General features: G+C 59.0%; 26 protein-coding genes. 14 read left to right on the plus strand and 12 right to left on the minus strand.

Going from position 1 to position 26220, the window contains the following annotated elements; translation table 11 throughout:
* Positions 1-29 precede the first annotated feature (29 nt).
* Positions 30-644: a CDP-alcohol phosphatidyltransferase family protein gene (locus ABLX76_RS01035; protein ID WP_348873780.1), complete on the minus strand. Its 615-nt coding sequence runs from the start codon at positions 642-644 to the stop codon at positions 30-32.
* A gap of 86 nt (positions 645-730) precedes the next feature.
* Between ABLX76_RS01035 and ABLX76_RS01040 the strand changes: the two genes are divergently transcribed.
* Both ABLX76_RS01040 and gdhA read left to right on the plus strand, forming a co-directional pair.
* The gene (locus tag ABLX76_RS01040; RefSeq protein ID WP_023289283.1) at positions 731-1141 is read left to right on the plus strand and encodes a pyrimidine (deoxy)nucleoside triphosphate diphosphatase; all 411 of its coding nucleotides are present in this window, start codon (positions 731-733) and stop codon (positions 1139-1141) included.
* 182 nt (positions 1142-1323) lie between these two features.
* A complete protein-coding gene (gdhA, locus tag ABLX76_RS01045) occupies positions 1324-2667 on the plus strand; it encodes an NADP-specific glutamate dehydrogenase (RefSeq protein WP_004176526.1) in 1344 nt (447 codons plus the stop codon).
* A 43-nt stretch (positions 2668-2710) separates the two neighbouring features.
* Here gdhA and ABLX76_RS01050 read toward each other — a convergent pair whose 3' ends face one another.
* The 3 genes from ABLX76_RS01050 to selD form a co-directional block, all read right to left on the minus strand.
* Positions 2711-3691 carry an NAD(P)H-quinone oxidoreductase gene (locus ABLX76_RS01050; protein ID WP_262963068.1) on the minus strand — a complete coding sequence of 327 codons (981 nt, stop codon included), beginning with the start codon at positions 3689-3691 and terminating at the stop codon, positions 2711-2713.
* 174 nt (positions 3692-3865) lie between these two features.
* Positions 3866-5812 (minus strand): DNA topoisomerase III, encoded by a 1947-nt coding sequence (locus ABLX76_RS01055; RefSeq protein ID WP_023289280.1) that lies wholly within the window; start codon positions 5810-5812, stop codon positions 3866-3868.
* A gap of 4 nt (positions 5813-5816) precedes the next feature.
* Positions 5817-6860: a selenide, water dikinase SelD gene (selD, locus tag ABLX76_RS01060; protein WP_044522394.1), complete on the minus strand. Its 1044-nt coding sequence runs from the start codon at positions 6858-6860 to the stop codon at positions 5817-5819.
* Positions 6861-7085: 225 nt separating this feature from the next.
* Between selD and phoC the strand changes: the two genes are divergently transcribed.
* Positions 7086-7832 carry an acid phosphatase PhoC gene (gene phoC / locus ABLX76_RS01065; RefSeq protein ID WP_004203793.1) on the plus strand — a complete coding sequence of 249 codons (747 nt, stop codon included), beginning with the start codon at positions 7086-7088 and terminating at the stop codon, positions 7830-7832.
* A 531-nt stretch (positions 7833-8363) separates the two neighbouring features.
* Here the strand turns inward: phoC and ABLX76_RS01070 are convergent.
* Positions 8364-8915: an NAD(P)H nitroreductase gene (locus ABLX76_RS01070; RefSeq protein WP_032452510.1), complete on the minus strand. Its 552-nt coding sequence runs from the start codon at positions 8913-8915 to the stop codon at positions 8364-8366.
* Positions 8916-9081: 166 nt separating this feature from the next.
* On the opposite strand from ABLX76_RS01070, the gene sppA reads away from it, so the two are divergent.
* The 5 genes from sppA to yajD all read left to right on the plus strand — a co-directional run bounded on the left by sppA (position 9082) and on the right by yajD (position 14673).
* Positions 9082-10935, plus strand: a complete 1854-nt coding sequence (gene sppA / locus ABLX76_RS01075; protein ID WP_004203792.1) for a signal peptide peptidase SppA — start codon at positions 9082-9084, stop codon at positions 10933-10935.
* Between the two features lie 138 nt (positions 10936-11073).
* Positions 11074-12093, plus strand: coding sequence for an asparaginase (gene ansA / locus ABLX76_RS01080; RefSeq protein WP_032452508.1), 1020 nt, complete (start codon positions 11074-11076; stop codon positions 12091-12093).
* Between the two features lie 9 nt (positions 12094-12102).
* Positions 12103-12744: a bifunctional nicotinamidase/pyrazinamidase gene (gene pncA, locus ABLX76_RS01085; RefSeq protein WP_004203790.1), complete on the plus strand. Its 642-nt coding sequence runs from the start codon at positions 12103-12105 to the stop codon at positions 12742-12744.
* A 170-nt stretch (positions 12745-12914) separates the two neighbouring features.
* On the plus strand, positions 12915-14168 hold the full coding sequence (locus ABLX76_RS01090) for a glycoside hydrolase family 18 protein (protein WP_032452507.1): 1254 nt from the start codon (positions 12915-12917) through the stop codon (positions 14166-14168).
* 160 nt (positions 14169-14328) lie between these two features.
* Entirely contained in the window at positions 14329-14673 is a 345-nt protein-coding gene (gene yajD, locus ABLX76_RS01095; protein ID WP_002901254.1) for an HNH nuclease YajD, read from the plus strand.
* A gap of 94 nt (positions 14674-14767) precedes the next feature.
* On the opposite strand, the gene ABLX76_RS01100 is transcribed toward yajD, so the two are convergent.
* Together ABLX76_RS01100 and msrB are read right to left on the minus strand one after the other, a co-directional pair.
* The gene (locus ABLX76_RS01100) at positions 14768-15046 is read right to left on the minus strand and encodes a YeaC family protein (protein WP_004203787.1); all 279 of its coding nucleotides are present in this window, start codon (positions 15044-15046) and stop codon (positions 14768-14770) included.
* A gap of 43 nt (positions 15047-15089) precedes the next feature.
* Complete coding sequence (gene msrB / locus ABLX76_RS01105; protein WP_004203786.1) at positions 15090-15503, minus strand: peptide-methionine (R)-S-oxide reductase MsrB; 414 nt, start codon at positions 15501-15503, stop codon at positions 15090-15092.
* Between the two features lie 337 nt (positions 15504-15840).
* Here msrB and gapA point away from each other — a divergent pair, with 337 nt between their 5' ends.
* Both gapA and ABLX76_RS01115 read left to right on the plus strand, forming a co-directional pair.
* Entirely contained in the window at positions 15841-16836 is a 996-nt protein-coding gene (gene gapA / locus ABLX76_RS01110; protein ID WP_004203784.1) for a glyceraldehyde-3-phosphate dehydrogenase, read from the plus strand.
* A 74-nt stretch (positions 16837-16910) separates the two neighbouring features.
* Positions 16911-17795 (plus strand): D-hexose-6-phosphate mutarotase, encoded by an 885-nt coding sequence (locus tag ABLX76_RS01115; RefSeq protein ID WP_023289274.1) that lies wholly within the window; start codon positions 16911-16913, stop codon positions 17793-17795.
* 60 nt (positions 17796-17855) lie between these two features.
* Here ABLX76_RS01115 and ABLX76_RS01120 read toward each other — a convergent pair whose 3' ends face one another.
* Both ABLX76_RS01120 and ABLX76_RS01125 read right to left on the minus strand, forming a co-directional pair.
* Positions 17856-18710 (minus strand): aldo/keto reductase, encoded by an 855-nt coding sequence (locus tag ABLX76_RS01120; protein ID WP_086075814.1) that lies wholly within the window; start codon positions 18708-18710, stop codon positions 17856-17858.
* Positions 18711-18801: 91 nt separating this feature from the next.
* A complete protein-coding gene (locus ABLX76_RS01125) occupies positions 18802-19548 on the minus strand; it encodes a MipA/OmpV family protein (protein ID WP_023289272.1) in 747 nt (248 codons plus the stop codon).
* A gap of 416 nt (positions 19549-19964) precedes the next feature.
* Between ABLX76_RS01125 and yeaG the strand changes: the two genes are divergently transcribed.
* Both yeaG and ABLX76_RS01135 read left to right on the plus strand, forming a co-directional pair.
* Positions 19965-21899, plus strand: a complete 1935-nt coding sequence (gene yeaG, locus ABLX76_RS01130) for a protein kinase YeaG (RefSeq protein WP_004203779.1) — start codon at positions 19965-19967, stop codon at positions 21897-21899.
* 85 nt (positions 21900-21984) lie between these two features.
* A complete protein-coding gene (locus ABLX76_RS01135; protein WP_012968476.1) occupies positions 21985-23268 on the plus strand; it encodes a YeaH/YhbH family protein in 1284 nt (427 codons plus the stop codon).
* A gap of 45 nt (positions 23269-23313) precedes the next feature.
* Here the strand turns inward: ABLX76_RS01135 and ABLX76_RS01140 are convergent, their stop codons facing one another.
* A complete protein-coding gene (locus ABLX76_RS01140) occupies positions 23314-23877 on the minus strand; it encodes a hypothetical protein (RefSeq protein ID WP_044522300.1) in 564 nt (187 codons plus the stop codon).
* 158 nt (positions 23878-24035) lie between these two features.
* Here ABLX76_RS01140 and ABLX76_RS01145 point away from each other — a divergent pair, with 158 nt between their 5' ends.
* On the plus strand, positions 24036-24518 hold the full coding sequence (locus ABLX76_RS01145) for a glutathione peroxidase (protein WP_086076164.1): 483 nt from the start codon (positions 24036-24038) through the stop codon (positions 24516-24518).
* A 121-nt stretch (positions 24519-24639) separates the two neighbouring features.
* On the opposite strand, the gene ABLX76_RS01150 is transcribed toward ABLX76_RS01145, so the two are convergent.
* Complete coding sequence (locus ABLX76_RS01150; RefSeq protein ID WP_348873785.1) at positions 24640-24951, minus strand: hypothetical protein; 312 nt, start codon at positions 24949-24951, stop codon at positions 24640-24642.
* A 91-nt stretch (positions 24952-25042) separates the two neighbouring features.
* On the opposite strand from ABLX76_RS01150, the gene ABLX76_RS01155 reads away from it, so the two are divergent.
* Positions 25043-25138 (plus strand): hypothetical protein, encoded by a 96-nt coding sequence (locus ABLX76_RS01155; RefSeq protein ID WP_232689797.1) that lies wholly within the window; start codon positions 25043-25045, stop codon positions 25136-25138.
* Positions 25139-25208: 70 nt separating this feature from the next.
* On the opposite strand, the gene ABLX76_RS01160 is transcribed toward ABLX76_RS01155, so the two are convergent.
* Positions 25209-26090, minus strand: a complete 882-nt coding sequence (locus ABLX76_RS01160; RefSeq protein WP_348873787.1) for a LysR family transcriptional regulator — start codon at positions 26088-26090, stop codon at positions 25209-25211.
* Positions 26091-26220: the final 130 nt, after the last annotated feature.

Genomic DNA, 26220 nt, shown 5'->3' on the forward strand with positions numbered 1-26220 from the left:
CCCCCTGCCGGCGACGCGCGATTTCCTGCTCACGCCACCCGCTTTAAGGTCCTGTAGCCGCTGGCGATACGCGTCGCCGTCGTCAGCCAGCATAGCGCGCCAAACAGCCACGCCAGCCAGGCGAAATGCGCCGGAAACAGGCAGCTGAGGACAAACAGCAGGATAGTCTCCGTCCCCTCCGTCAGCCCCCCGAGATAGTGCAGCGATTTATGGGCATAGCCGGGATTGGCGATCTGGTGCTTTGCCGCCAGCGCGGCAAAGGCGAGAAAGCTGCTGCCGGTGCCGATAAAGGCAAACAGCAGCCAGCCCCCCGCCAGGGCGTTATTTTGCGGATCCGCCAGGATAAAACCGAACGGCACCAGGGCATAGAAGAGAAAATCCAGTGAGATATCGAGAAAACCGCCGGCGTCGCTAAGCCCGCGCCGCCGCGCCAGGCCGCCGTCCAGACCGTCCAGCAGGCGGTTGAGAAGAATGGCCGCCAGCGCCGCGCCATACCACCCTAATGCCAGAAATGGCAGAGCCAGCGCGCCGATGGCAAAACCGAGCAGCGTCAGCCCGTCTGGCGAAATACCCGGGCGGTCAAGCGCGCCGGCGGCAGCGTTAAGCAGAGGTTTGAGGCGAGGATGCAGGTGGCTATCAAGCACGGGGGTCTCCAGCAGAGTTGGCGGTTGTCAGTGAAGGTCTATGGCGGTGATAATAGGCCAGTTTGGTCTTATTAACGTTGATGCTTATGCTGAAAATGATTGAAGTTGTCGCCGCCATTATTGAACAGGATGGCAAAATTCTGCTGGCGCAGCGCCCGCCCCACGCCGACCAGCCGGGAATGTGGGAATTCGCCGGCGGCAAAGTGGAGCCTGGTGAAAGCCAGCCGCAGGCGCTGGCCCGGGAGCTGCGGGAGGAGATGGGCATCATTGCCCACCCGGCATGCTATATCGCCAGCCATCAGCGGGAAGTCTCCGGTCGCCAGATCCATCTGCACGCCTGGTGGGTACCGAACTTTCAGGGCGCGCCGCTGGCCCACTATCACAGCCAGCTGCGCTGGTGCCTTCCTGCCGACGCCTTAACCCTCGATCTCGCCCCGGCCGATATCCCCCTCCTGCACGCCTTTATCGCCCAGCGCCCGTCCCTTTCTCCCCGCTGATCCGCTCGCCGCCTCGTCATCGTTTTTAGTTATGACGGGCGGGCAATTATAAATTTTGCTGACGGCTTAATTTTTCCTTGCTTGCCTAAGGATTAGCGGTGTTATAGTCGGAAAATCGGTTTTTTCAAGGACCGAATCATAATAAATACACGCAACCACAACCATAAGGGGAACTTATATCTATGGATCAGACGTGCACTCTGGAAGGCTTTCTCACCCGCGTTCAACAGCGCGATCCTCATCAAACCGAATTTGCTCAAGCCGTCCGGGAGGTCATGACCACCCTGTGGCCTTTCCTTGAGGAAAATCCGCGCTATCGTCAGCTTGCTTTGCTGGAACGTCTGGTGGAACCGGAGCGCGTGATCCAGTTCCGCGTGGTGTGGGTGGACGACCGCAATCAGGTCCAGGTCAACCGCGCGTGGCGCGTGCAGTTCAACTCGGCCATCGGCCCGTATAAGGGCGGGATGCGCTTCCATCCGTCGGTGAATCTGTCGATTCTCAAATTCCTTGGCTTCGAGCAGACCTTCAAAAACGCCCTGACCACCCTGCCGATGGGCGGCGGGAAAGGCGGCAGCGATTTCGATCCTAAAGGCAAGAGCGATGGCGAAGTGATGCGCTTCTGCCAGGCGCTGATGACCGAGCTCTATCGCCATCTTGGCCCGGATACCGACGTACCGGCAGGCGATATCGGCGTCGGCGGCCGCGAGGTCGGCTTTATGGCCGGCATGATGCGCAAACTCTCTAACAACAGCGCCTGCGTCTTCACCGGTAAAGGCCTCTCCTTCGGCGGCAGCCTGATCCGTCCGGAAGCCACCGGTTACGGCCTGATCTACTTCACCGAAGCGATGCTCAAACGTCACGGCCTCGGCTTCGAAGGCGCTCGCGTGGCGGTCTCCGGCTCCGGCAACGTCGCGCAATACGCCATTGAGAAAGCGATGGAGCTTGGCGCGCGGGTGGTCACCGCCTCCGACTCCAACGGCACCGTCGTTGACGAGGCGGGCTTCACCAAAGAAAAACTGGCCCGCCTGATCGACATCAAAGAGCGTGCCCACGGCCGGGTGGCCGACTACGCCCGCGAGTTTGGCCTCACCTATCTCGAAGGCCAGCAGCCATGGTCAGTGCCAGTGGATATCGCCTTGCCTTGCGCCACTCAGAACGAACTGGACGTCGATGCCGCCCGCCAGCTGATTGCCAACGGCGTGAAGGCCGTGGCGGAAGGCGCCAACATGCCGACCACCATCGCCGCGACCGATCTGTTCCTTGAAGCTGGCGTGCTGTTTGCCCCGGGCAAAGCGGCCAACGCCGGCGGCGTGGCGACGTCCGGTCTGGAGATGGCGCAGAACGCCGCGCGCATGGGCTGGAAAGCGGAAAAAGTGGATGCCCGCCTGCATCACATTATGCTGGATATCCACCACGCCTGCGTGCAGTACGGCGGTGAAGCGAAGCAGACCAACTACGTGCGCGGCGCCAATATCGCCGGTTTCGTGAAGGTGGCGGATGCCATGCTGGCCCAGGGCGTGATTTAACCTCCCCTGACGCCCTCCCGGCGGCTGCCCGCCGGGAGGCGTCTCACGACGTCATCGTGATCACCACTTTCCCCAGATGTTGACCACTGTCCAGACAGGCATGCGCCTCGGCAATCTCCGCCATCGGGTAGCTGGCGTAGATCATCGGCTTGCATTTCCCAGCCTCAAGCAGCGGCCAGACGTGGCGCCGCAGCGCCTCGGCAATCTCCTGTTTCTCCTCCGCCGTCCGGCCGCGCATGGTGGATCCGGTGACGGTGGCCCGCTTGAGCATCAGGGTCTGAATATCCACCTCATGAGCGATTCGCCCGCCCATAAAGCCGATGATCACCAGCCGTCCATCCTTTTTCAGTAGCCCCAGGTTGCGGTTAAAGTAAGGGCCGCCCACGATATCCAGAATGACATCCACCCCTTCATCGTTGGTCAGTTGGTGAATTTTCTCTGCGAAATCTTCGGTTTTGTAGTTGATCGCCGTGGCGTAGGGTCGCAGCGCGGCAATTTTTTCGTCCTGGCCGACGGTGGCATAGACGCTCATCCCCAGCGCGTGACACAGCAGGACCGCGGTGGTGCCAATCCCGCTGGCGCCGCCGTGGATCAGAATGCTCTCGCCGGACTGCAGCTTACCGAGCTGGAAAACGTTCGCCCACACGGTGAAGAAGGTTTCCGGAATGGCGGCCGCTTCGCTAAAGCTGAGGCCCGCCGGGATCGGCAGCGTCTGGCCTGCCGGGACGGCGCAGTATTCGGCATACCCGCCGCCGTTGGTCAGCGCGCAGACGCGATCCCCGGGGGTAAAGGTTGTGACCTGCGCGCCGACCTTCACGACCACGCCCGCCACCTCGAGGCCGGGCACGGGGGTGACGCCCTCAGGCATAGGGTACAGCCCCTGGCGCTGCAGAATATCCGGCCGGTTGACGCCCGCCGCTTTCACCTCGATGAGCACCTCATGCACCCCGACGGTGGGGATCTCACCTTCGCGGATCTGCAATACTTCCGGGCCGCCCGGTTGGCTGATAGCGATATATTTCACGGGTCCTCCTTATCGCCTGGGAGAGAAATGAGCAACGGCATCGGGAAGGGCAATGGGCATCCCTGTTCTGAGGGGGTCGTCAACCCCTTCCCGGCTGTTTAGTGTAGACCATTGACCTGGCGGGGGGAGAAACGGCGGCCGCGGGGAAGCGCATCCTCGCGGCCGCCGGGCGGGTTATTGCGGCGGCGGCGCGGCATCGTCTGCCGCTTTTTTGCCTTTCGCTTTGCCTTTGCCCTTACTGAAGGATTTTTTCGCCCCGCCAGGCGCCACCAGACCGCGGAACTGGCGCACCGGCGTGCTGCGCGCCTGCTCGATCAGCTGATACAGCGTCCCCACCAGCGGCTGCATAAAATCCTGATAGCGGCACTGTTTCTCGCTGATTTGCGTCAATACCGACTCCCAGTGGGCGGTCATGTCCGGTCGCCCGGCCATCTCCGGCAGGGAATGAATCAGCGCCCTTCCGGCCTCCGAGGAGTGAATATAGCGCCCCTTTTTGCTCAGGAAACCGCGCTTAAACAGCAGTTCGATAATCCCGGCGCGGGTTGCTTCGGTGCCGAGGCCGTCGGTGGCGCGGAGGATCTTCTTCAGATCTTTATCCTGCACGAAGCGGGCAATCCCGGTCATCGCCGACAGCAGCGTGGCGTCGGTAAAGTGGCGCGGCGGCTGCGTCTGGCGCTCCACCACCTCGCCCCTCTCGCACAGCAGTTCATCGCCTTTGGCCACCACCGGCAGCGGCGTGCCGTCGTTCTCTTCATCGCGCTCTTTGCTGCCAAGCAGCGTCCGCCAGCCCGCCTCGGCCAGAAAACGCGCTTTGGCGACAAATTTGCCGTTGGCGATCTCAAGGTCAATCTGGCATTTACGGAACACCGCGTCAGGGCAGAACTGCATCAGATACTGCCGGGCGATCAGGGTGTAGACCTTCGCTTCGTTATCGGTGAGTTTGACCTGGCTGCTGCGGGCGGTCGGGATAATCGCATGGTGCGCGTCGACCTTTTTATCATCCCAGCAGCGGTTGCGGATCTCCGGATCCACCACCGGCTGCGGCAGCAGATCCGCCGCATGGACGGCAATCGCATTCAGCACCGCATGGCGGCCGGCGAAATGCTCTTCCGGCAGGTAGCGGCTGTCCGAACGCGGATAGGTGATGAGCTTGTGGGTTTCATACAGCTTCTGGCAGATATCCAGCACGTTTTGCGCGCTGAAGCCGAAACGTTTGGCCGCCTCAATCTGCAGCGCCGACAGCGAAAACGGCAGCGGCGCGGGTTCGGAATCGCGCTTATCGTTATAGCCGGTCACCAGCGCCGGCTGGCCTTCGATACGCTTAACCACGTGCTCGGCCAGCGGACGATGCAGCAGACGGCCTTCTTCATCCTGGTAAGGTTCGCAGGCTTCGCTCGGCACCCAGGTCGCGACAAAGCGCTCCTCCTGCGGCGTGACGATATGCGCTTTGACGTCGAAGAAATCTTTGGCGACGAAGTTTTCAATCTCTTCATCGCGGCGCACCACCAGGCCGAGCACCGGGGTCTGCACCCGCCCCACGGAGAGCACTCCCTGATAGCCGGCGTTGCGCCCCAGCAGAGTATAGGCCCGGGTCATATTGATGCCGTACAGCCAGTCGGCGCGCGCCCGCGCCAGCGCCGACACGCAAAGCGGCACAAACTCGCTGTTGGCGCGCAGGCGGTTGATCGCCCGCTCCACCGCCTGCGGGTTGAGATCGTTTATCAGACAGCGCTGCACCTGCTGGCGCTTCTCCGGCGCCAGCTGCAGGTAGTCGAGGACCTCGTCCACCAGCAGTTGCCCCTCACGGTCGGGGTCGCCAGCGTGGATAACCTCCTCGGCGTCGCCGAGCAGGCGCTTGATCACATTCAGCTGTTTGGTGACCGAAGGTTTGGGCTGCAACTGCCATTTCTCCGGCACAATCGGCAGGTCGGTGAGATTCCAGCGGGCATAGCGACTGTCATAGACGTCCGGCTGCGCCTGCTCCAGCAGGTGACCGATACACCAGGTCACCACCTGCCCGTTGCCGCACTCAATATAGCCATCGCCTTTGCGGTGCGGTTTAGGCAACACATCGGCGATAGCCCGACCGAGACTCGGTTTTTCTGCAATAAACAACCGCATCGAATCAACGGATCTCGATCATCGGTCGCCCGCCACGGGCGGTCACCAGCTCGCCGATGGCGGCCAGCTTAATACCGAACTCCGCCGCGGCGGCCTGGACTTCCGCCTCCGCCTCCGGGGTCACCGCCAGCAGCAGACCGCCTGAGGTCTGTGGGTCGCACAGCAGATCGCGCCACGCCGTCGGCATCTCGCCCATCAAATGGCCGTAGCTGGCAAAGTTGCGCCCGGTGCCGCCCGGCACCGCGCCGGCGGCGATATACTCCTCCACCCCCGGCAGTTTCGGGATATCGGCATAGCGCAGTTGCGCCTGCACGCCGGCCCCGCGGCACACCTCGCTGAGGTGGCCGAGCAGGCCAAAGCCGGTGACGTCGGTCATCGCCTTCACCCCGTCGATAGCGGCAAACGCGGCGCCGGCGAGGTTCATCTGGCACATGGTTTCCGTCGCCAGCCCCTGATGCTCTGGCTTGAGCAGCGATTTTTTCTCCGCGGTGGTCAGCACGCCGATCCCCAGCGGTTTGGTGAGATACAGTTTGCAGCCCGCCTGCGCGGTGCTGTTTTTCTTGATGCGCTCGGTGGGCACCACGCCGGTGACCGCCAGACCAAAGATCGGCTCAGGAGCATCAATGGAGTGGCCGCCCGCCAGCGCGATCCCGGCCTGCTGGCAGGCAAAGCGTCCGCCCTCCACCACGTCGCGGGCGATTTCCGGCGCCAGGGTGTTGATCGGCCAGCCGAGAATGGCAATCGCCATAATCGGTTTCCCGCCCATGGCGAAAATATCGCTGATGGCGTTGGTGGCGGCAATGCGGCCAAAGTCGAACGGATTATCGACAATCGGCATAAAGAAGTCGGTGGTGCTGACGATTGACGTGCCATTACCAAGATCGTAAACGGCGGCATCATCGCTGGTTTCGTTGCCGACAAGCAGGTTCGGGTCGACAAACTTCGCCTGCTCGCTATGCAGGATGGTTTCCAGCACTTTCGGGGAAATTTTACAACCACAACCGGCTCCGTGGCTGTATTGCGTTAAACGAATGGCTTGCTCGCTCATGGACATCTCCTGTCATTGCAATCCCGCTATGTTAGCGCCCAAACGTCAGGGTGGTAAGTACGACAGTCTGAAATCGCGTATGGTTGCTCATTAAGCAGACAAAAAGCCGTTTTTGCGAGACGCGGCAATTTTTTCCCGACCATTTTCACTTTTACTTAAAGATGACAGAAATGTGACAACCCAGGACTGTCTTCTCTGGAATGATTATGACGTAAGGAAATTCTAATGAAAAAGCGTGTTCTTGCCCTTTGCCTGGCCAGTTTCTTCTCCGTTAACGCCTTCGCGCTGGTTCCCCCCGGTAACGATGTCACCACCAAGCCCGATCTCTACTATCTGACCAATGCCCAGGCCATCGACAGCCTGGCGCTGTTGCCGCCGCCGCCGGCGGTGGGCAGTATCGCGTTCTTAAACGATCAGGCGATGTATGAGCAGGGGCGCCTGCTGCGCAATACCGAGCGCGGGAAGCTGGCGGCAGAGGATGCCAACCTCAGCGCGGGCGGCGTGGCTAACGCCTTCTCCAGCGCCTTTGGCTCGCCGATCACCGAAAAGGACGCGCCGCAGCTCCATAAGCTGTTGACCAATATGATTGAAGACGCCGGCGATCTGGCGACCCGCGGCGCGAAAGAGAAGTATATGCGCATTCGCCCGTTTGCCTTCTACGGTGTCTCCACCTGCAACACCACCGAGCAGGACAAGCTGGCGAAAAACGGCTCTTACCCATCCGGGCATACCTCCATCGGCTGGGCCACCGCCCTGGTGCTGGCGGAGATCAACCCGCAGCGGCAGAACGAAATTTTGAAGCGCGGCTATGAGCTCGGCGAGAGCAGGGTGATCTGCGGCTATCACTGGCAGAGCGATGTCGATGCGGCGCGCATCGTCGGCTCCGCGGTGGTCGCCACGCTGCACACCAACCCGGCCTTCCAGCAGCAGTTGCAGAAAGCCAAAGACGAATTCGCCAAAACGCAGAAGTAACGTCATCGCCGTTGAACTCCGGGAGGCGGCGCCTGGCGCGCCTTGTCCGGGCTACCTTTGGGGCTGCAGGCCGGGTCAGGCGCACGCCGCCGCCCGGCGAAATAACGGCGCAATCGTAAATTTCCCTGCTCGCGCTGCGCTTAGCAGGGCTACCACTCCTGTGTTATGTCCGGGCAGATGGCGCTCCCGATATGACTTCTGCGTTATGTCTGGCATGGCGCAGGGAGCGCACAGGGGGCGGCCAGTCGCCGCCGCCCCCTGTACCCCCGGGCTCCGGCCAGCAAAATCGCCACTGCGTGGTCCCTTCGACTTATCCCTGCAGGCTTCGGGTCGGGCCGAGGCAGCGTCCGTGCAAAACACGGCCCTCAGCCCGCATCCATGCGGGCTGCCCCGGCCTTCCGGGAACGTCTCAGCGATTTTGAGGCCGCCAGCACCGGCAGTTTCAGCAACTATGGTGAATAAATTAACGACAGGTCGTACGAATGTAGGCCGGGTAAGGCGCAGCCGCCACCCGGCGTAACACGCGCTGACTCAGAATCGCGTCACAAACGGCGCGGTATCCGGCAGGGCAATGGTGGTTGAGGCTTTCAGCTGCGGCGTGCCCAGATAGAGGAAGCCGACGATTTTATCCTGCTCGCGGCACCCGAAGCCGGCCCGCACCACCGGGCTCTCGGTCAATGCCCCGCTGCGCCAGATGCCGTTGAATCCCTGGGCCAGGGCCGCCATCTGCATCGCCATCACCGCGCAGCCAGCGGACATCTCCTGCTCCCAGCGCGGCACCTTCGGGTGGTCTTCACAGCGCGCCACTACGGTAATGATCAGCGGCGCGCGAAACGGCGCATTGCGGGCTTTCTCTATGCCCTTCTCATCCTGGCCGGCCTCCCGGGCCCCCTTTTCCAGCAGCTGACTAAAGCGTTCGCGGCCGTCATCGGCGATAATGAAAAAGCGCCACGGCTGCAGGGTGCCATGATCCGGGGCGCGCAGCCCGGCGCGCAGAATGTTTTCCAGCTGTTCGCCGGCCGGGGCCGGTTCCGCCAGGCGGGAAGCGCTGCGGCGATTAAGCAGTAGGTCGAGAGCATCCATCTGTATAACTCCTGTGATGTCATTTTTCATAAAATTAACATGCACAAGGATTTTGTTACAGCGCGGTCGGTGATTCCTGCTGACAACCGACGGCTCACTCTTTAGGATAGCCAGACGCGGCGGCCCCTGCGGCCTGCCCATTTTTAGATAACGTTAGGGAGAATACATGCGAACCCTTTGGCGACTGATTGCCAGCTTTTTTAAATGGACGTGGCGGATACTCAACTTTATTCGCAAACTGGCCCTCAATGCGATCTTCCTGGTGCTGGTGCTGGTGTGTATCGGCATCTGGAGCCAGTTCAGCAGTACCACCAGCGAACATGCCGCGCGCGGCGCGCTGCTGCTGGATATTACCGGCGTGGTGGTGGATAAACCGTCCGCCAGCAGCAAGCTCGGCGTAATTGGCCGCCAACTGTTTGGCGCCAGCTCGGACCGTCTGCAGGAGAATTCTCTGTTCGATATCGTGCAGACCATCCGTCAGGCGAAGGATGACCGTAATATCACCGGTATTGTGCTGGATCTGAAAAACTTCGTCGGCGGCGATCAGCCCTCCATGCAGTACATCGGTAAAGCGCTGCGCGAATTCCGCGACAGCGGCAAACCGGTGTATGCCGTCGGCAGTAGCTACAGCCAGGGCCAGTACTACCTGGCGAGCTTTGCCAACAAAATCTGGCTCTCTCCGCAGGGCGAGGTGGACCTGCACGGCTTCGCCACCAACGGGCTGTACTACAAGTCGCTGCTGGATAAGCTGAAAGTCTCCACCCATGTCTTCCGTGTCGGCACCTATAAATCCGCCGTCGAGCCTTTCATTCGCGATGACATGTCCCCTGCCGCCCGCGAAGCGGACAGCCGCTGGATTGGCGAACTGTGGCAGAACTACCTCAACACCATCGCCGCCAACCGGCAGATCACCGCCCAGCAGCTCTTCCCGGGCGCCCAGGGCATTATCGATGGCCTGCGTAAGGTGGGCGGCGATACGGCGAAATATGCGCTGGACAATAAGCTGGTGGATGAGCTGGCGACCTCCACGGAAGTGGAAAAGGCGCTGACCAAACAGTTTGGCTGGAGCAAAGCGGATAACAATTACCGGGCGATCAGCTATTACGACTACAACGTGAAGACACCGTCTGACCAGGGTTCCGCCATCGCGGTGATCTTCGCCAACGGCGCCATCATGGACGGCGAGGAGACCCCGGGCAACGTCGGCGGCGACACCACCGCTGCGCAAATTCGCGATGCGCGCCTCGACCCGAAAATTAAGGCCATCGTCCTGCGCGTCAACAGCCCGGGCGGCAGCGTGACCGCCTCGGAAATCATTCGTGAAGAGCTGGCGGCAGCCAAAGCCGCGGGTAAACCGGTGGTCGTTTCAATGGGCGGCATGGCGGCCTCCGGCGGCTACTGGATCTCCACGCCGGCGGACTACATTGTCGCGAACCCAAGCACCCTCACCGGCTCCATCGGCATCTTTGGGGTGATCAACACCGTGGAAAACACCCTCGGGTCGATTGGCGTCCATACCGACGGCGTCGCCACGTCGCCGCTGGCGGATATCTCCAGCACCAAAGCGCTGCCGCCGGAAGTGCAGCAGCTGATGCAGTTGAGCATTGAGAACGGCTATCAACGCTTTATCACCCTGGTGGCTAACGCGCGTAAGAGCACGCCGGAGAAAATCGACCAGATTGCCCAGGGCCACGTCTGGACCGGGGAAGATGCCAAAGCCAACGGTCTTGTCGACAGCCTCGGCGACTTCGACGACGCGGTGGCCAAGGCCGCCGAGCTGGCGAAGCTGAAAACCTGGCACCTCAACTACTATCAGGAAGAGCCCACCTTCTTCTCGATGGTGCTGGACAGCCTGACCGGTTCGGTACGCGCCTCGCTGCCGGCCGCCATTCAGGCCTGGCTGCCTGCGCCGGTGGCCGCGGCAGCCGAGACGGTGAAAGCCGAAAGCGACAAGCTGGCGGCGTTTAACGACCCTCAGAACCGCTATGCCTTCTGCCTGACCTGCGCCAACATCCGTTAATACGCAGCGGCTGCCCCGTCTCCCGGGGCAGCCTTTTTTCCGCACCTGCCAGCGCCGCCACAAAGCGAGCGGCCAACACTGTATTTTTTCCTCCGTCTCTTTATACTGCGCCTGTCTACGACCAACCTAAGCGATGCTATGCAAAAAAAATCGATTTACGTTGCCTACACCGGTGGGACCATCGGTATGCAGCGCTCTGAACACGGCTATGTACCCGTTTCCGGCCATCTCCAGCGTCAGCTGGCGCTGATGCCTGAGTTCCATCGCCCGGAGATGCCGGACTTCACGATCCATGAATACCATCCGCTGATGGATTCATCCGATATGACCCCTGAGGACTGGCAGCACATCGCCGACGATATCCGCAGCCATTACGAGGAGTATGATGGCTTTGTGATCCTCCACGGTACCGACACCATGGCGTTTACCGCCTCTGCGCTGTCATTCATGCTGGAAAACCTCGGCAAACCGGTGATTGTGACAGGGTCACAAATCCCGCTGGCCGAGCTGCGCTCCGACGGCCAGATCAACCTGCTCAATGCCCTGTACGTCGCCGCCAACTATCCGATTAACGAAGTGGCGCTGTTCTTCAACAATCGGCTGTTCCGCGGCAACCGTACCACTAAAGCCCATGCCGACGGCTTTGACGCCTTCGCCTCGCCAAACCTCGCGCCGCTGCTGGAGGCCGGGATCCATATCCGCCGTCTCGGTACCCCGCCGGCGCCGCAGGGCTGCGGAGAGCTTATCGTGCATCCCATCACCCCGCAGCCGATTGGCGTGGTGACGATTTACCCTGGCATCTCCGCCGACGTGGTGCGTAATTTCCTGCGCCAGCCGGTGAAAGCGCTGATCCTCCGCTCCTACGGCGTCGGCAATGCGCCGCAGAATGGCGAGTTTATTCAGGTGCTGGCGGAAGCCAGCCAGCGCGGCATTGTGGTGGTCAACTTGACGCAGTGTATGTCCGGGAAAGTGAACATGGGCGGCTATGCCACCGGCAATGCCCTCGCCCAGGCGGGAGTCATCAGTGGTTTCGATATGACGGTGGAAGCGACGCTGACCAAGCTACACTATCTGCTGAGCCAGCAGCTGGACGTTGACGCCATTCGCGCGGCGATGCAGCAGAATCTGCGTGGCGAACTGACCCCTGACGAAGCTTAAGGAGGACGTATGGCGCATCGAGCGCTGTTACTGGTTGATTTGCAGAACGACTTCTGCGCCGGCGGCGCGCTGGCGGTTCCTGAAGGCGATAGTACCGTCGAGGTGGCCAATGCGCTTATCGACTGGAGCCTGGCGCGCGGCGAGCCCATCGTCGCCAGCCAGGACTGGCACCCGGCGGATCACGGCAGCTTCGCCAGCCAGCACCAGGTGGAGCCCTACACCGTGGGCGACCTGGATGGCCTGGCGCAAACTTTCTGGCCGGATCACTGCGTTCAGCACAGCGAAGGCGCGGCGCTGCATCCCCTGCTCAAGCAGCAGGCCATCGCCGCCGTGTTCCACAAAGGGCAAAACCGGGTCATTGACAGCTACAGCGCTTTTTTTGACAACGGTCACCGGCAGAAAACTGAACTGGACGGCTGGCTTCGTGGTCAGGGGATCGTGGAGCTGACCGTGCTCGGCCTCGCCACCGATTACTGCGTTAAGTTCACCGTGCTGGATGCCCTGGCGCTGGGCTACGCGGTCAACGTCATCACCGACGGCTGCCGCGGGGTGAATCTTCAGCCGCAGGACAGCAGCCAGGCGTTTATGGAGATGGCCGCCGCAGGCGCCACGCTCTATACCCTCGACGACTGGCGGGAAACCCACGCCTGATCCCGCCCCCGGCGCGCCCGCGCCGGGGCTTCTTCTGCCGCTTCGTTATCGTCCATAAATTGAACTCTCTCGCAGTTTCAACAGGTTATTGCTGGTAGTCTGGCAAGGCTGTTTTTTCGCCACGCCATTTCCGTGGCGCGGTTATTTTTTTATGTCAAAGAGGAACCACTATGAAACGTTTGCCCTTGCTGGCAGCCTTGCCCCTGCTTTGCGCTTCCGCGCTCTCTGCCCAACCGCTGATGTCCGTCGGCTATTTCAACGGCGGCGGCGACGTCACTGCCGGGCCGGGCGGGGATATCGACAAGCTGGACGTCCGGCAGATCACCCATCTCAACTACTCGTTTGGCCTTATCTATAACGATGAAAAAGACGAGACCAACGCAGCCCTGAAGGATCCTGCTCATCTGCACGAGATCTGGCTGTCGCCGAAGGTGCAGGCGGATCTGCAAAAGCTCCCGGCCCTGCGTAAACAGAACCCGGACCTCAAAGTCCTGCTGTCGGTCGGCGGCTGGGGGGCGCGCGGTTTCTCCGGCGCGGCGGCAAGCAAAGAAACCCGGAAGGTGTTTATTCAGTCTGCGCAGGAAATTGTTGAAAAATATGGTCTGGATGGGATTGACCTCGACTGGGAGTTTCCGGTCAACGGCGCCTGGGGGCTGGTTGCCAGTCAACCGGCCGATCGCGATAACTTTACCGCGCTGTTAAAAGAGCTGCGCGCAGCGTTTGGTACCAGGAAACTGGTCACTATCGCCGTGGGCGCCAACGCCGAAAGCCCGAAAAGCTGGGTGGACGTTAAAGCGATTGCGTCATCGCTCGACTACATCAACCTGATGACCTACGACATGGCCTACGGCACGCAGTACTTCAACTCGAACCTGTATGACTCCAGCCACTGGCCGACGGTCGCCGCGGCGGATAAATACAGCGCCGATTTTGTGGTCAACAATTACCTGGCCGCCGGGCTTAAACCCAGCCAGATGAACCTCGGGATTGGTTTTTATGGCCGGGTGCCGAAACGGGCGGTCGAGCCGGGGATTGACTGGAGTAAAGCGGATGCGCAAAAGAACCCGGTCACCCAGCCCTATTTTGGTCCCCAGCAGATCGCGCTGTTTGCCTCGCTGGGCTATGACCTGAGCAAAGACACCTACGTGAAATACAATGATATCGTGGGCAAATTGCTCAACGATCCGCAGAAACGCTTTACCGAGCACTGGGACGATGAGGCGAAAGTCCCGTGGCTGTCGGTGCAGTCCGCGGAGGGCAAGCCGCTGTTCGCCCTCTCCTACGAGAACCCGCGCTCGGTAGCCATTAAAGCGGACTACATCAAGGCGAAAGGCCTCGCCGGAGCGATGTTCTGGGAGTATGGCGCCGATGACCAGAACCAGCTGGCCCGCCAGCTGGCGGAATCGCTGGGGATCAAACACTAATCGCGGCTGTTCCGCCGCATCGCCGCCGCCGGGCGGCGTGACGCAGGCAGCATCGCCGGCAATGCAGGTATATCGCGCCGCCCGGGATAGGTTATGATGCCTGTTATCCGCTGCGCCAGGGGCTGGCGCAGCTTAACCGTTTGACAGGAGGCAGGGGGCCATGGCCTATATCCCCAAAAATTACGCACGTCTGGAAGTGGGTTACCGCGAAAAGGCGCTCAAGCTCTTTCCCTGGGTATGCGGACGCTGCTCACGGGAGTTTGTCTACTCCAATCTGCGCGAGCTGACGGTGCACCATATCGATCACGACCACTCCAATAACCCGGAAGATGGCAGCAACTGGGAGATGTTGTGCCTTTACTGTCACGATCACGAACATTCCAAGTACACCGAAGCCGATCAGTATGGCTCCACGGTGGTAGCGGGCGAAGATGCGCAAAAGAGCGTCGGCGAGGCCACCTACAACCCGTTTGCCGACCTGAAAGCGATGATGAATAAAAAGTAAGCGAAGCGACTGACCGCCGGGCGCGGTCATTGACGCTACCCTAGTCCGGCGCCGGATCACCCGACGCCGGAACGTCTCCCCGCCGGCCGGCGGTTTATTGCAACTTCACGGTGGCGATCGGCTTCGGCACGATGCCGAAATCTTCCTTCAGCTGCTGTTTACTCTTCATCACCATCTGCCCGCGGGTGTCGATGGTCATATGCTGGGCGTCGGTGTTATACCGGGCCTGCCACAGCATCACCAGCTGCAGGCTATTTTCCTTCTGCTCCGGCGTCAGCGCCACGCCATCCGGCCATTTTCCCAGCTCTACCGCCGTCGCCAGACGCTGATACACTTCCGGGGTCATGCTGTCGATAATTTGCTCAATATCCATCTTCCGCTCACCTCCACCTGGAATAATTTGCTGAATCGTTTCTTCAGCCCTTAATCTGCTCGCCGTTCTGCTCATCGGTGAAGCTGAGCGACGCCGAATTGACACAATAGCGCTCGCCGGTCGGCTGCGGGCCATCCGGAAACACGTGACCGAGATGGGCATCACAATTTCCGCAGCGGATCTCAATGCGCTGCATGCCGTGGGAGCTGTCGTCCAGATAGCGAATGGCCTCTTCGCTTACCGGCTCGTAGAAGCTCGGCCAGCCGCAGCCGGAGTCGTATTTGGTCTGGGAGTTGAACAGCGGCGCATCGCACACCAGGCAGTGATACACGCCATTTTTCTTGTTGTGCAGCAGCCGTCCGGTGAAAGGCGGTTCGGTGCCATGATGTTGGGTCACGTAAAACTGCATTTCGCTCAAGCCGTTTTTCAGCTCTTCCGGGGAGGGTTTATTCGCCATGGGCTTACATCTCGCTTTGCAATGGACAACTTTCGCCCCAATTCTAACAAAACATTAACAATGAAGCGTACACTTTTGTTCTAAACTTATCCGGTGCCCACAGGCAGCCAGATAATTGTGACTTAAATCACGTTTTTATCTTAAATGCCCTTTAAAATTCCGCGCGCAGCCCCCATATGGAATTGGGCTCAAAGGGAGAGTGAGGCAAATCAATCGCGCAAGGTGTGCTCAGGATTGATTTGTCGCAATGATTGACACGATTCCGCTTGACGCTGCGTAAGGTTTTTGTAATTTTACAGGCAACCTTTTATTCACTAACAAATAGCTGGTGGAATATATGACTATCAAAGTAGGTATCAACGGTTTTGGCCGTATCGGTCGCATTGTTTTCCGTGCTGCTCAGAAACGTTCTGACATCGAGATCGTTGCAATCAACGACCTGTTAGACGCAGAGTACATGGCTTACATGCTGAAGTATGACTCCACTCACGGTCGTTTCGACGGCACCGTTGAAGTGAAAGACGGTCATCTGGTCGTTAACGGTAAAAAAATCCGTGTTACCGCTGAACGTGACCCGGCTAACCTGAAGTGGGACGAAGTTGGTGTTGACGTTGTTGCTGAAGCAACCGGTATCTTCCTGACCGACGAAACCGCTCGTAAACACATCACCGCTGGCGCGAAAAAAGTCGTTCTGACTGGCCCGTCCAAAGACAACACCCCGATGTTCGTTCGCGGCGCTAACTTCGACACTTACGCTGGCCAGGACATCGTTTCCAACGCATCCTGCACCACCAACTGCCTGGCACCGCTGGCTAAAGTCATCAACGACAACTTCGGTATCGTTGAAGGCCTGATGACCACCGTCCACGCAACCACCGCTACTCAGAAAACCGTTGATGGCCCGTCTCACAAAGACTGGCGCGGCGGCCGCGGCGCAGCTCAGAACATCATCCCGTCCTCTACCGGCGCTGCTAAAGCTGTAGGTAAAGTACTGCCAGAACTGAACGGCAAACTGACCGGTATGGCGTTCCGCGTTCCGACTCCGAACGTATCCGTTGTTGACCTGACCGTTCGTCTGGAAAAAGCAGCGTCCTACGAAGAAATCAAGAAAGCTATCAAAGCCGCTTCTGAAGGCGCAATGAAAGGCGTTCTGGGTTACACCGAAGACGACGTTGTTTCTACCGACTTCAACGGCGAAGTTTGCACTTCCGTGTTCGATGCTAAAGCAGGTATCGCACTGAACGACAACTTCGTTAAACTGGTTTCCTGGTACGACAACGAAACTGGCTACTCCAACAAAGTTCTGGACCTGATTGCCCACATCTCCAAATAAGTTGAGATGAAAAAGTAATCTGTAAGAGCGACTTCGGTCGCTCTTTTTTTTGTCTGCAGAGATAGGATTGCACAATGATAAATAAAATTTTTGCTCTCCCGGTGAATGAAACCATTTCGCCCGTTATCTCCCGTCGCCAGCTGGACGACCTGGAGCTGATTGTCATCGACCATCCGCAGGTGAAAGCCTCTGTGGCGCTGCAGGGGGCGCACCTGCTCTCCTGGAAACCCGCCGGTGAAGAAGAAGTCCTGTGGCTGAGCAACAACACCCCATTTAAACAGGGCGTCGCCCTGCGCGGCGGCGTGCCGATTTGCTGGCCGTGGTTTGGCCCATCGGCGCAGCAGGGCCTGCCGTCGCACGGCTTTGCCCGCAACCTGCCGTGGACCCTGGAAGGGCATGATGAAGACGACAGCGGCGTGATGTTGACCTTTGCGCTGCAGAACAGCGCTGAAACCATGAAGCTGTGGCCGCATGAGTTCACCCTCTATGCCCGCTTCAAGCTGGGTAAGACCTGCGAAATCGAGCTGGAAGCCCACGGCGAATTCGAGACCACCTCTGCCCTGCACAGCTACTTCAACGTTGGCGATATCGCGGCGGTGAAAGTGAGCGGTCTTGGCGAGCGCTATATCGATAAAGTGAAGAACGCCGAAGAAGGCGTTCTGAACAACGGCGTGCAGACCTTCCCGGATCGTACCGACCGCGTCTATCTCGACGCCGAAGGCTGCAGCGTGATCCACGACGACGCGCTCAGCCGCACGATCGACGTGGTGCATCATCATCAGCACAACGTGGTGGCCTGGAACCCGGGCCCGGCGCTGTCCGTCAGCATGGGCGACATGCCGGACGATGGCTATAAAACCTTCGTTTGCGTCGAAACCTGCTGCGTGACCCAGCCGCAGAAAGCCAGTGAAGAGACCCCGTCTCGCCTGGCGCAAACCATCAGCGTGAAAAAACGCTAACCGCAAAAAGCCCCGTTTATCACGGGGCTTTTTCTCTTCTCCACCTGGATGCGCTGTGGGTTAAACCATATCCAACCGGGTTTTCCGCGGCGGCGGCGGATAGAGGCGATCCAGCTGCGCAAGCTCTTGCGGGCTGAGAACGATATCAAGCGCGGCGGCATTCTGCACCACATGCTCGATAGTCGCCGCTTTCGGGATCGCCAGCATTCCCGGATGACGAATCACCCAGGCCAGCAGCAGCTGCGCCACCGTCACGCCCCGCGCGTTAGCCATATTGATGATATCGGTATGCTGAAAAAGTCCATCGCGTAAGCGCCCCGCCTGCGCCAGCGGGCAATAGGCCATCACCGGCAGGGTGTGCTGCTGGCACCAGGGCAGGAGATCGTATTCAATGCCCCGCGACGCGAGATGATAGAGCACCTGGTTGGTGGCGCAGCGTTCGCCGCCCGCCGTGCGCCACAGCGCCTGCATATCGTCGGTGTCCAGATTGGAGACGCCCCAACGGCGGATTTTGCCCTCGGCCACCAGCCTTTCCATCGCCTCGACCGTCTCCTGCAGGGGGATATCGCCCCGCCAGTGCAGGAGATACATATCCAGATAGTCGGTCTGCAGCCGGCGCAGACTGTTTTCACAGGCGCGGCGGATCGCCGCTCCGCCGGCGTGCCAGGGATAGACTTTAGAGACCAGCGTCACCCGGTCGCGCAGGCCGCGGATCGCCTGGCCCACTACCTCCTCCGCCCCGCCGTCGGCATACATCTCCGCGGTATCGATTACCGTCAGGCCATGGTCGATGCCCGCGCGCAGTGCAGCCACCTCCTGCTGACGCTGCGCCGCGTTCTCGCCCATATACCAGGTTCCCAGCCCGATGGCCGGAACTGCCGCCTGCTCGCCAAAGCATACTGTTTTTTTCACCATCGTCTCCTTCTTCGCGCCATGCACCACCATAAAGCAAAACAGGGCGCGAAGCCCTGTTTTGATGCATAAAGCGCACTGTAATAATGCACAATCAGAAGGTGTAGGTGATCCCGGTTGAGATCAGACCGCTCCAGGATTTGTCCACCATCGGGCTATCGGTAATTTCATCCGACAGACGCGTGTAGCGCGCAATACCGTATACGCTCCAGTCGCCGAGGAAGCGATAGTTGGCCGCCAGCTCCAGATACGGGTTCCAGCTGCTGTCCGGATCGTAGCTGCGCATCCCGCTGCGACGGGACTCATGCTGCGAGACGCCATAGTAGTATTCGTTCTGATTGTCGCTGTTCCACTCGACGCCAATGCCCGGCGTCAGCGTCAGGTTCCCGTTGGTGTAGCGGTACAGCCAGGCGAGATCCCAGTTGATGCCGTTGCTGTTATCCAGCGTATCGCCGGCAATCGTCGTGCGCAGGAAGCCATAGGGCGTGTTGTGGACATAAGAAAGACCGGCCATCACGGTCGATTTACGTTTATCCAGGCGACGCATTTGTTCGCTATCGCTGTCGCCCGGCTTGAAGTACATCGGCGACCAGTAAGCCGTTATCGACAGCTTATCGTTGGTGTCATTCCACAGGTAGTAACCCCCGCCCAGACCATGGAACCAGAAGTTATCGCTCTCATAACTAATGACCGGCACCGGATAAACATCCGCATCATACTGCTTGTACGGATGCTCAACGATGCCGACGCCAGCCCCAAGCGTGAACTTCCCGTCGGCATGCGCCGCGCTGGCGGAGGTCGCAATCAGCACGCCGAGTGCCAGAAGTTTGATTTTAGTCACAATCCATATTCCCGTTGTCAAATAATCAGCCCGTGCAGTTTACCGTCGTAGGTCTCATGCCTCAAATTCTTTACCCGATATGACACAAATCGTTCACTTTCCCACCCTTCTCTTACCATCTGGTGACAGCCCGATGACAGCTTCACGTCCCGGCGAATCAAAAAGCGTCTTTTTCAGGATGAGTTATTGATATGTCATTGAAATTGATTTTCTGCGGCATGCAAGATTTCTAAATGCATCTACGCTTAAATTTAGAAGGTGTAATTGCAGGGCACATTCACGCTACCCCACCCGCAACCTGGCATAAGGGTTGCTGGATACCAGGAGAGCGATGTTCAGCTTATGTCTTCCGGGGGCCCCCACTATTCATATGAACGGCTCTCAACCTGTGCTAAAAAACGAAAGGACGGCATGCCATGAATATATTCGATCACTATCGCCAGCGCTATGAAGCTGCCAAGGACGAAGAGTTCACACTGCAGGAGTTTCTTACCATCTGCCGGCAAGATCGCAGTGCCTATGCCAATGCGGCAGAACGTCTGTTGATGGCCATTGGTGAACCCGTCATGGTTGATACGGCTCTCGAGCCGCGGCTATCCCGTCTCTTTTCAAACCGGGTCATCGCACGCTATCCGGCGTTTGAAGAGTTTTACGGTATGGAAGACGCCATTGAGCAGATCGTTTCCTACCTCAAGCATGCCGCCCAGGGGCTGGAAGAGAAGAAACAGATCCTCTATCTGCTGGGACCGGTGGGCGGTGGTAAATCATCGCTGGCTGAACGGCTGAAAGCCCTGATGCAGCGCGTGCCTATCTATGTGCTGAGCGCCAACGGCGAGCGCAGCCCGGTTAACGATCACCCGCTGTGCCTGTTCAATCCGCAGGAGGATGCGCAGATCCTTCAGAAAGAGTATGGCGTCCCTACCCGCTATCTCGGCACCATTATGTCGCCGTGGGCGGCCAAACGCCTGCATGAGTTTGGCGGCGATATCACGAAATTCCGCGTGGTCAAAGTCTGGCCATCGATTCTCGAGCAGGTCGCCATCGCCAAAACCGAACCGGGCGATGAGAACAACCAGGATATTTCGGCGCTGGTGGGTAAAGTGGATATCCGTAAGCTGGAACACTATGCGCAGAACGACCCGGACGCCTACGGCTACTCCGGTGCGCTGTGCCGCGCCAACCAGGGGATCATGGAGTTCGTCGAGATGTTTAAAGCGCCGATCAAGGTGCTGCATCCGCTGCTGACCGCGACCCAGGAGGGTAACTATAACGGGACCGAAGGGATCTCCGCCCTGCCGTTTAACGGGATCATCCTTGCCCACTCCAACGAATCGGAATGGGTGACCTTCCGTAATAACAAAAACAATGAGGCCTTCCTCGACCGCGTCTATATCGTCAAAGTGCCTTATTGCCTGCGGATCTCCGAAGAGATCCGTATCTATGAAAAACTGCTCAACAGCAGCGAACTGACGCATGCGCCATGCGCCCCGGGCACGCTGGAAACGCTGGCGCGCTTCTCGATTCTGTCGCGCCTGAAAGAGCCGGAAAACTCGAGCATCTACTCGAAAATGCGGGTCTATGACGGCGAGAGCCTGAAGGATACCGACCCGAAAGCGAAATCCTATCAGGAGTATCGCGACTATGCCGGGGTGGATGAAGGGATGAACGGGCTCTCCACCCGCTTTGCCTTTAAGATCCTCTCAAGGGTGTTTAACTTCGACCATGTTGAAGTGGCGGCCAACCCGGTGCATCTGTTCTATGTGCTGGAGCAGCAGATTGAGCGCGAACAGTTCCCGCAGGAGCAGGCCGAGCGCTATCTGGAGTTCCTCAAAGGCTATCTGATCCCGAAATACGCCGAGTTTATCGGCAAAGAGATCCAGACCGCTTATCTGGAATCCTACTCCGAGTATGGGCAGAACATTTTCGATCGCTATGTCACCTACGCTGACTTCTGGATCCAGGATCAGGAATATCGCGATCCGGACACCGGGCAGCTGTTTGACCGTGAATCGTTGAATGCCGAGCTGGAGAAAATTGAGAAGCCGGCCGGGATCAGCAACCCGAAAGACTTCCGTAATGAAATCGTCAACTTTGTGCTGCGCGCCAGAGCCAACAACAGCGGACGTAATCCGAACTGGACCAGCTATGAGAAACTGCGCACGGTTATTGAGAAGAAAATGTTCTCCAATACCGAAGAGCTGTTGCCGGTCATTTCGTTTAACGCCAAAACTTCAACCGATGAGCAGAAAAAACACGACGACTTTGTCGACCGCATGATGGAGAAAGGCTACACCCGCAAACAGGTTCGCCTGCTGTGCGAGTGGTACCTGCGGGTTCGTAAATCGTCCTGATGCGTCCAGCCCGGCGGTGCGCCGCCGGGCCAACTGCAGCTGAATGATGATAAGTAAAGTTGGCTAATGCAGTACAGGAGGGCATATGACCTGGTTCATAGACCGACGCCTGAACGGGAAAAACAAAAGCGCCGTCAATCGTCAGCGCTTTTTGCGCCGTTATAAGGCGCAAATTAAACAGTCGATCTCCGAGGCCATCAACAAGCGCTCGGTGACCGATATTGAGAGCGGAGAATCCGTCTCGATCCCGACGGACGATATCAACGAACCGATGTTTCATCAGGGTCGCGGCGGGCTGCGCAACCGCGTCCACCCGGGCAACGACCATTTCGTGCAAAACGACCGCATCGAACGCCCGCAAGGGGGCGGCGGCGGCGGGGGCGGCGGTCAGGGGCAAGCCAGCGCAGATGGCGAAGGGAAGGATGAGTTTGTCTTCCAGATTTCGAAAGATGAGTACCTGGATCTGCTGTTTGAAGATCTCGCCCTGCCGAACCTGAAGAAAAATCAGCACCGGCAGCTGAACGAGTTTAAAACCCATCGCGCGGGCTTTACCTCTAACGGGGTGCCGGCCAACATCAGCGTGGTGCGATCGCTGCAGAACTCGCTGGCCCGCCGGACGGCGATGACCGCCGGCAAGCGCCGTGAACTGCGCGCCCTGGAGGAGGATCTGGAGACCATCAGCCGCAGCGAACCGGTGCAGCTGCTGGAGGAGGAGCGCCTGCGCAAAGAGATTGCCGAGCTGCGGGCTAAAATTGAACGGGTGCCGTTTATCGACACCTTTGACTTACGCTACAAAAATTACGAAAAACGGCCGGAGCCCTCCAGCCAGGCGGTAATGTTCTGCCTGATGGACGTCTCAGGCTCGATGGACCAGGCCACCAAAGACATGGCCAAGCGCTTTTATATCCTGCTGTATTTGTTCCTCAGCCGGACCTATAAAAACGTCGATGTGGTCTACATCCGCCACCATACTCAGGCGAAAGAGGTGGATGAACACGAGTTCTTCTACTCTCAGGAGACCGGCGGCACCATCGTCTCCAGCGCCCTGAAGCTGATGGATGAAGTGGTGCAGGCGCGTTATGACCCGGCGCAGTGGAACATCTACGCCGCCCAGGCGTCGGATGGTGACAACTGGGCCGACGACTCCCCGCTGTGCCACGAACTGCTGGCGAAGAAAATTCTGCCGGTGGTGCGTTATTACAGCTATATCGAAATTACCCGCCGGGCGCATCAGACCCTGTGGCGCGAGTATGAACACCTGCAGGCGACCTTTGATAATTTCGCCATGCAGCATATCCGCGACCAGGAGGATATCTACCCGGTATTCCGCGAACTGTTTCACAAACAATCGTCTAAAAGTGAAGCGTAGTGAAATACTCAGCCAGTGAGTCGGGTGACTTGCTGGCTATTTTCCTCAGACACAAGGCCCGATGGCACAGCCATACATCATGTAAAACGGAAACAACGGGGCCATGGCGACGGCGCCAAGCGAGCTAATCGTTTTGGTCTTATCATTGATTGATACCACAACGGGGTGCGCTAACTGGTAGGCGGCGGCCAGATCTGACGCGTCCGATGCCGTCCAAAACCCTGTCGCTTTAAACAACACCCCGAGGCGATCGTTATCAATCTGCACCGCATGATACTGATTTACCAGCTCGCTATGCTGCCCGGCATCCAGTTTGCGCTGATCCATCACCACCAGATATTCCGCCGTTACCTCATGTTGTTCCACGACAAAGTTAACCCGCACGCCGGAAGCCTGTTGGTGAAAGCGCTCATAAAAGGTCTTATAACGCTGATATTCCTCAGGCACACCGTCACGGACAAAGCGGTAACTGTATTTCGCTGAGCTGGCGACAATACCGGACTCTGTGGGTTTCATCGCCACAATGGTATCCCGAGGCGGCAAGTTTGGCGCGCTGGTACAGCCTGCGAGCATCGCCACTACGACCAGCGATAAGATATATTTCACCATTTTCAGCCGTTCCTGTTCGCGATTTTTTCTATGACATCTGGCGTTTTTTTAACACTCCAGGTACAAATCCCTAACCCTGTGTATCATAACTGCCTAATCTGCTTCAAACATTCGCGCGATCGTCAGCGTTGAACTGTTTCTACTCTCAGGAGCCTGCTATGACCCCTTTTTATCAATTGACGGCTAACCGCCTGCGCGGACAGCCCCTCTCCATGGTTGACTATGCTGGCAAGGTGGTTCTGGTGGTGAATACGGCCAGCCATTGTGGCTTCACGCCGCAATATGCTGGCCTTGAAGCGCTCTACAAAAAGTACGCGGCTCAGGGGCTGGTTGTGCTTGGGTTCCCCTGCAACCAGTTTGGCAAGCAGGAACCCGGCGGTGCGGATGAAATCGAGCAGACCTGTCACGTTAACTACGGCGTGAGCTTCCCGATGTTTGAGAAAGTGGACGTCAACGGCCCTGCCGCGCACCCGCTGTTTCGTTATTTGAAACAAGCGTTGCCCGGCGTGCTCGGCAAACGGATCAAGTGGAATTTCACCAAGTTCCTCATCGGTCGCGACGGCACTCCCCTCACGCGTTTTGCGCCGTTCACGACGCCGGAGAAAATGGAAGCCGCCATTGTTGCCGCACTCAAACGCTAAGTGTTCCTGTCATTCCACGTTCGCCCAACGGTGGCTGGCTGCCCATGCAAGATAGAGGTCGATCTCACGCGGCCAGCAACCGTCTGTGGTTGGCCTAACTTCCGCCTGCCCGACAAGCAGCCTACAGCGGCGACACGGCCTCAACCTCATGCTGAAACACGTAGGGGTCGGAGAGCAGTTCGAATACTTCGTCGTCCGGATAGGTGACCGCGACGTGATAGTCTTCGCCAGCGAAGGCTTTGACCGCCGCGAGATCCTGCCAGTAGGTGGCGAGAAAGAAATGCGCCCATTCGCCCTGGTTTTCCCGGCGCACCAGCGCGCCCCTGTTGCCGGGGATACCCCGGGCGTGTTCCACGCCGGTCCGCTCAAGGTGCTTTGCAAACCCCTCGGCATGTTGCAATGGCACACTGCCGTGCCAGGTCCTGACAATCATTTGCGTTCTCCTGTGGTAATCAACCTCTCACCCTAACATCGACAGGCATTTTTGGGGGAGCGCAACAAGGCGGCGCTGGCAACAACGCAAAATTATTTTGCCGGACGAGGGTATCCCCTCACTCTGCAGTATTTTCGACTGCGGCGCAGCATTGGGCCGAATATTGCGCGGTGAGTATGACTGTTAGCGGGCGCGGAAAAAATCGTGGCTCGTCAGCCCCGGGGGGTCTTATCGATACACGCCCAAGCCGCGTCCCTTCAGGGCATCGCCAGCCGCTCTTGATGATCCGCAAAGAGAGCGATGAGATGGTCGGCGAGAACCCGCACGCGTCTTGAACCGGCCAGGTCGGAATGCATCACCAGCCAGAGGGTCTGATCCGCGCCGATCTCCGGCTGCAGGCACTGCAGGCCGCTGGCCCGCGCCATAAAGTGCGGCAGGACGCCCAGGCCGAGGCCCGCGGATACCGCGGAAACCTGGGCCACGAGCGTATTGGCTTCGACTTTACACGGCCGGCCGCGCAGGATGCGCGTGATCCATTGGGCGGCCGGCAGGTGCTGGTGAGTTTCCGGCCACCCCACAAAGTCCGCCTCGCTCAGCGACAGGCCGTCCGCCCCGGCCAGATAGCCGGCGGCGCCATAGACGCCAAACCCCACCGTCCCCAGACGCTTTAACGTCAGATGCCCGGCCTCAGGCTTGACCATGCGGATCGCCAGATCGGCATCCCGACGGTGCAGGTTCACCGGCTGCACGCCGCTCAGCACCTCCACCCGCAGCTCGGGATATTGGTCCAGGAGCCCTTTCAGGGAGGGCAGAATAAAATGCGTGGCCAGGTTTTCCGCGGTGGCCAGGCGGACAACCCCGGCGACATGCCCCTGCAGTTGCGCCGCTTCGCCGAACGCCAGGCCTGCGTATTCCAGCGCCTCAGCCCGCGCGAGCAGGGCTTCGCCATCGTCGGTCAGGCGATAGCCGCTCTGATGGCGGCTGAAGAGCGGAACGTTCAACGCCTGCTCCAGCCGATCCAGCCGGCGGGAGACCGTGGCAATCCCCATGTTCATCTTGTCGGCGGCGCCGCTCAGCGTTCCCGCCCGGGCGATGGCGAGGAATATACGCGCATCATCCCAGTTAAATTCTGCGGTCATCTATTTTCCATTTACGGAAAACGACTCTCCGTTTTCCGCTCTTTTTTATCAGTTTCGCAGGGATGATACTGCACGCCACTCGCGGAGACAACCAGGCCATCCGGTCGCCTGCTCGCTCCTCACCTGAACG

It is taken from the genome of Klebsiella sp. JB_Kp004 (assembly GCF_040065795.1).
GTDB lineage: Bacteria > Pseudomonadota > Gammaproteobacteria > Enterobacterales > Enterobacteriaceae > Klebsiella > Klebsiella quasipneumoniae.

Bases quoted from the DNA above. Each gene is read 5' to 3' on its own strand.
- ABLX76_RS01040 (WP_023289283.1), top strand. From the start codon at position 731: ATGCTGAAAATGATTGAAGTTGTCGCCGCCATTATTGAACAGGATGGC.
- gdhA (WP_004176526.1), top strand. From the start codon at position 1,324: ATGGATCAGACGTGCACTCTGGAAGGCTTTCTCACCCGCGTTCAACAG.
- ABLX76_RS01055 (WP_023289280.1), bottom strand. From the start codon at position 5,812: ATGCGGTTGTTTATTGCAGAAAAACCGAGTCTCGGTCGGGCTATCGCC.
- selD (WP_044522394.1), bottom strand. From the start codon at position 6,860: ATGAGCGAGCAAGCCATTCGTTTAACGCAATACAGCCACGGAGCCGGT.
- phoC (WP_004203793.1), top strand. From the start codon at position 7,086: ATGAAAAAGCGTGTTCTTGCCCTTTGCCTGGCCAGTTTCTTCTCCGTT.
- ABLX76_RS01070 (WP_032452510.1), bottom strand. From the start codon at position 8,915: ATGGATGCTCTCGACCTACTGCTTAATCGCCGCAGCGCTTCCCGCCTG.
- sppA (WP_004203792.1), top strand. From the start codon at position 9,082: ATGCGAACCCTTTGGCGACTGATTGCCAGCTTTTTTAAATGGACGTGG.
- ansA (WP_032452508.1), top strand. From the start codon at position 11,074: ATGCAAAAAAAATCGATTTACGTTGCCTACACCGGTGGGACCATCGGT.
- pncA (WP_004203790.1), top strand. From the start codon at position 12,103: ATGGCGCATCGAGCGCTGTTACTGGTTGATTTGCAGAACGACTTCTGC.
- ABLX76_RS01090 (WP_032452507.1), top strand. From the start codon at position 12,915: ATGAAACGTTTGCCCTTGCTGGCAGCCTTGCCCCTGCTTTGCGCTTCC.
- yajD (WP_002901254.1), top strand. From the start codon at position 14,329: ATGGCCTATATCCCCAAAAATTACGCACGTCTGGAAGTGGGTTACCGC.
- ABLX76_RS01100 (WP_004203787.1), bottom strand. From the start codon at position 15,046: ATGGATATTGAGCAAATTATCGACAGCATGACCCCGGAAGTGTATCAG.
- msrB (WP_004203786.1), bottom strand. From the start codon at position 15,503: ATGGCGAATAAACCCTCCCCGGAAGAGCTGAAAAACGGCTTGAGCGAA.
- gapA (WP_004203784.1), top strand. From the start codon at position 15,841: ATGACTATCAAAGTAGGTATCAACGGTTTTGGCCGTATCGGTCGCATT.
- ABLX76_RS01115 (WP_023289274.1), top strand. From the start codon at position 16,911: ATGATAAATAAAATTTTTGCTCTCCCGGTGAATGAAACCATTTCGCCC.
- ABLX76_RS01120 (WP_086075814.1), bottom strand. From the start codon at position 18,710: ATGGTGAAAAAAACAGTATGCTTTGGCGAGCAGGCGGCAGTTCCGGCC.
- yeaG (WP_004203779.1), top strand. From the start codon at position 19,965: ATGAATATATTCGATCACTATCGCCAGCGCTATGAAGCTGCCAAGGAC.
- ABLX76_RS01135 (WP_012968476.1), top strand. From the start codon at position 21,985: ATGACCTGGTTCATAGACCGACGCCTGAACGGGAAAAACAAAAGCGCC.
- ABLX76_RS01140 (WP_044522300.1), bottom strand. From the start codon at position 23,877: ATGGTGAAATATATCTTATCGCTGGTCGTAGTGGCGATGCTCGCAGGC.
- ABLX76_RS01145 (WP_086076164.1), top strand. From the start codon at position 24,036: ATGACCCCTTTTTATCAATTGACGGCTAACCGCCTGCGCGGACAGCCC.
- ABLX76_RS01150 (WP_348873785.1), bottom strand. From the start codon at position 24,951: ATGATTGTCAGGACCTGGCACGGCAGTGTGCCATTGCAACATGCCGAG.
- ABLX76_RS01160 (WP_348873787.1), bottom strand. From the start codon at position 26,090: ATGACCGCAGAATTTAACTGGGATGATGCGCGTATATTCCTCGCCATC.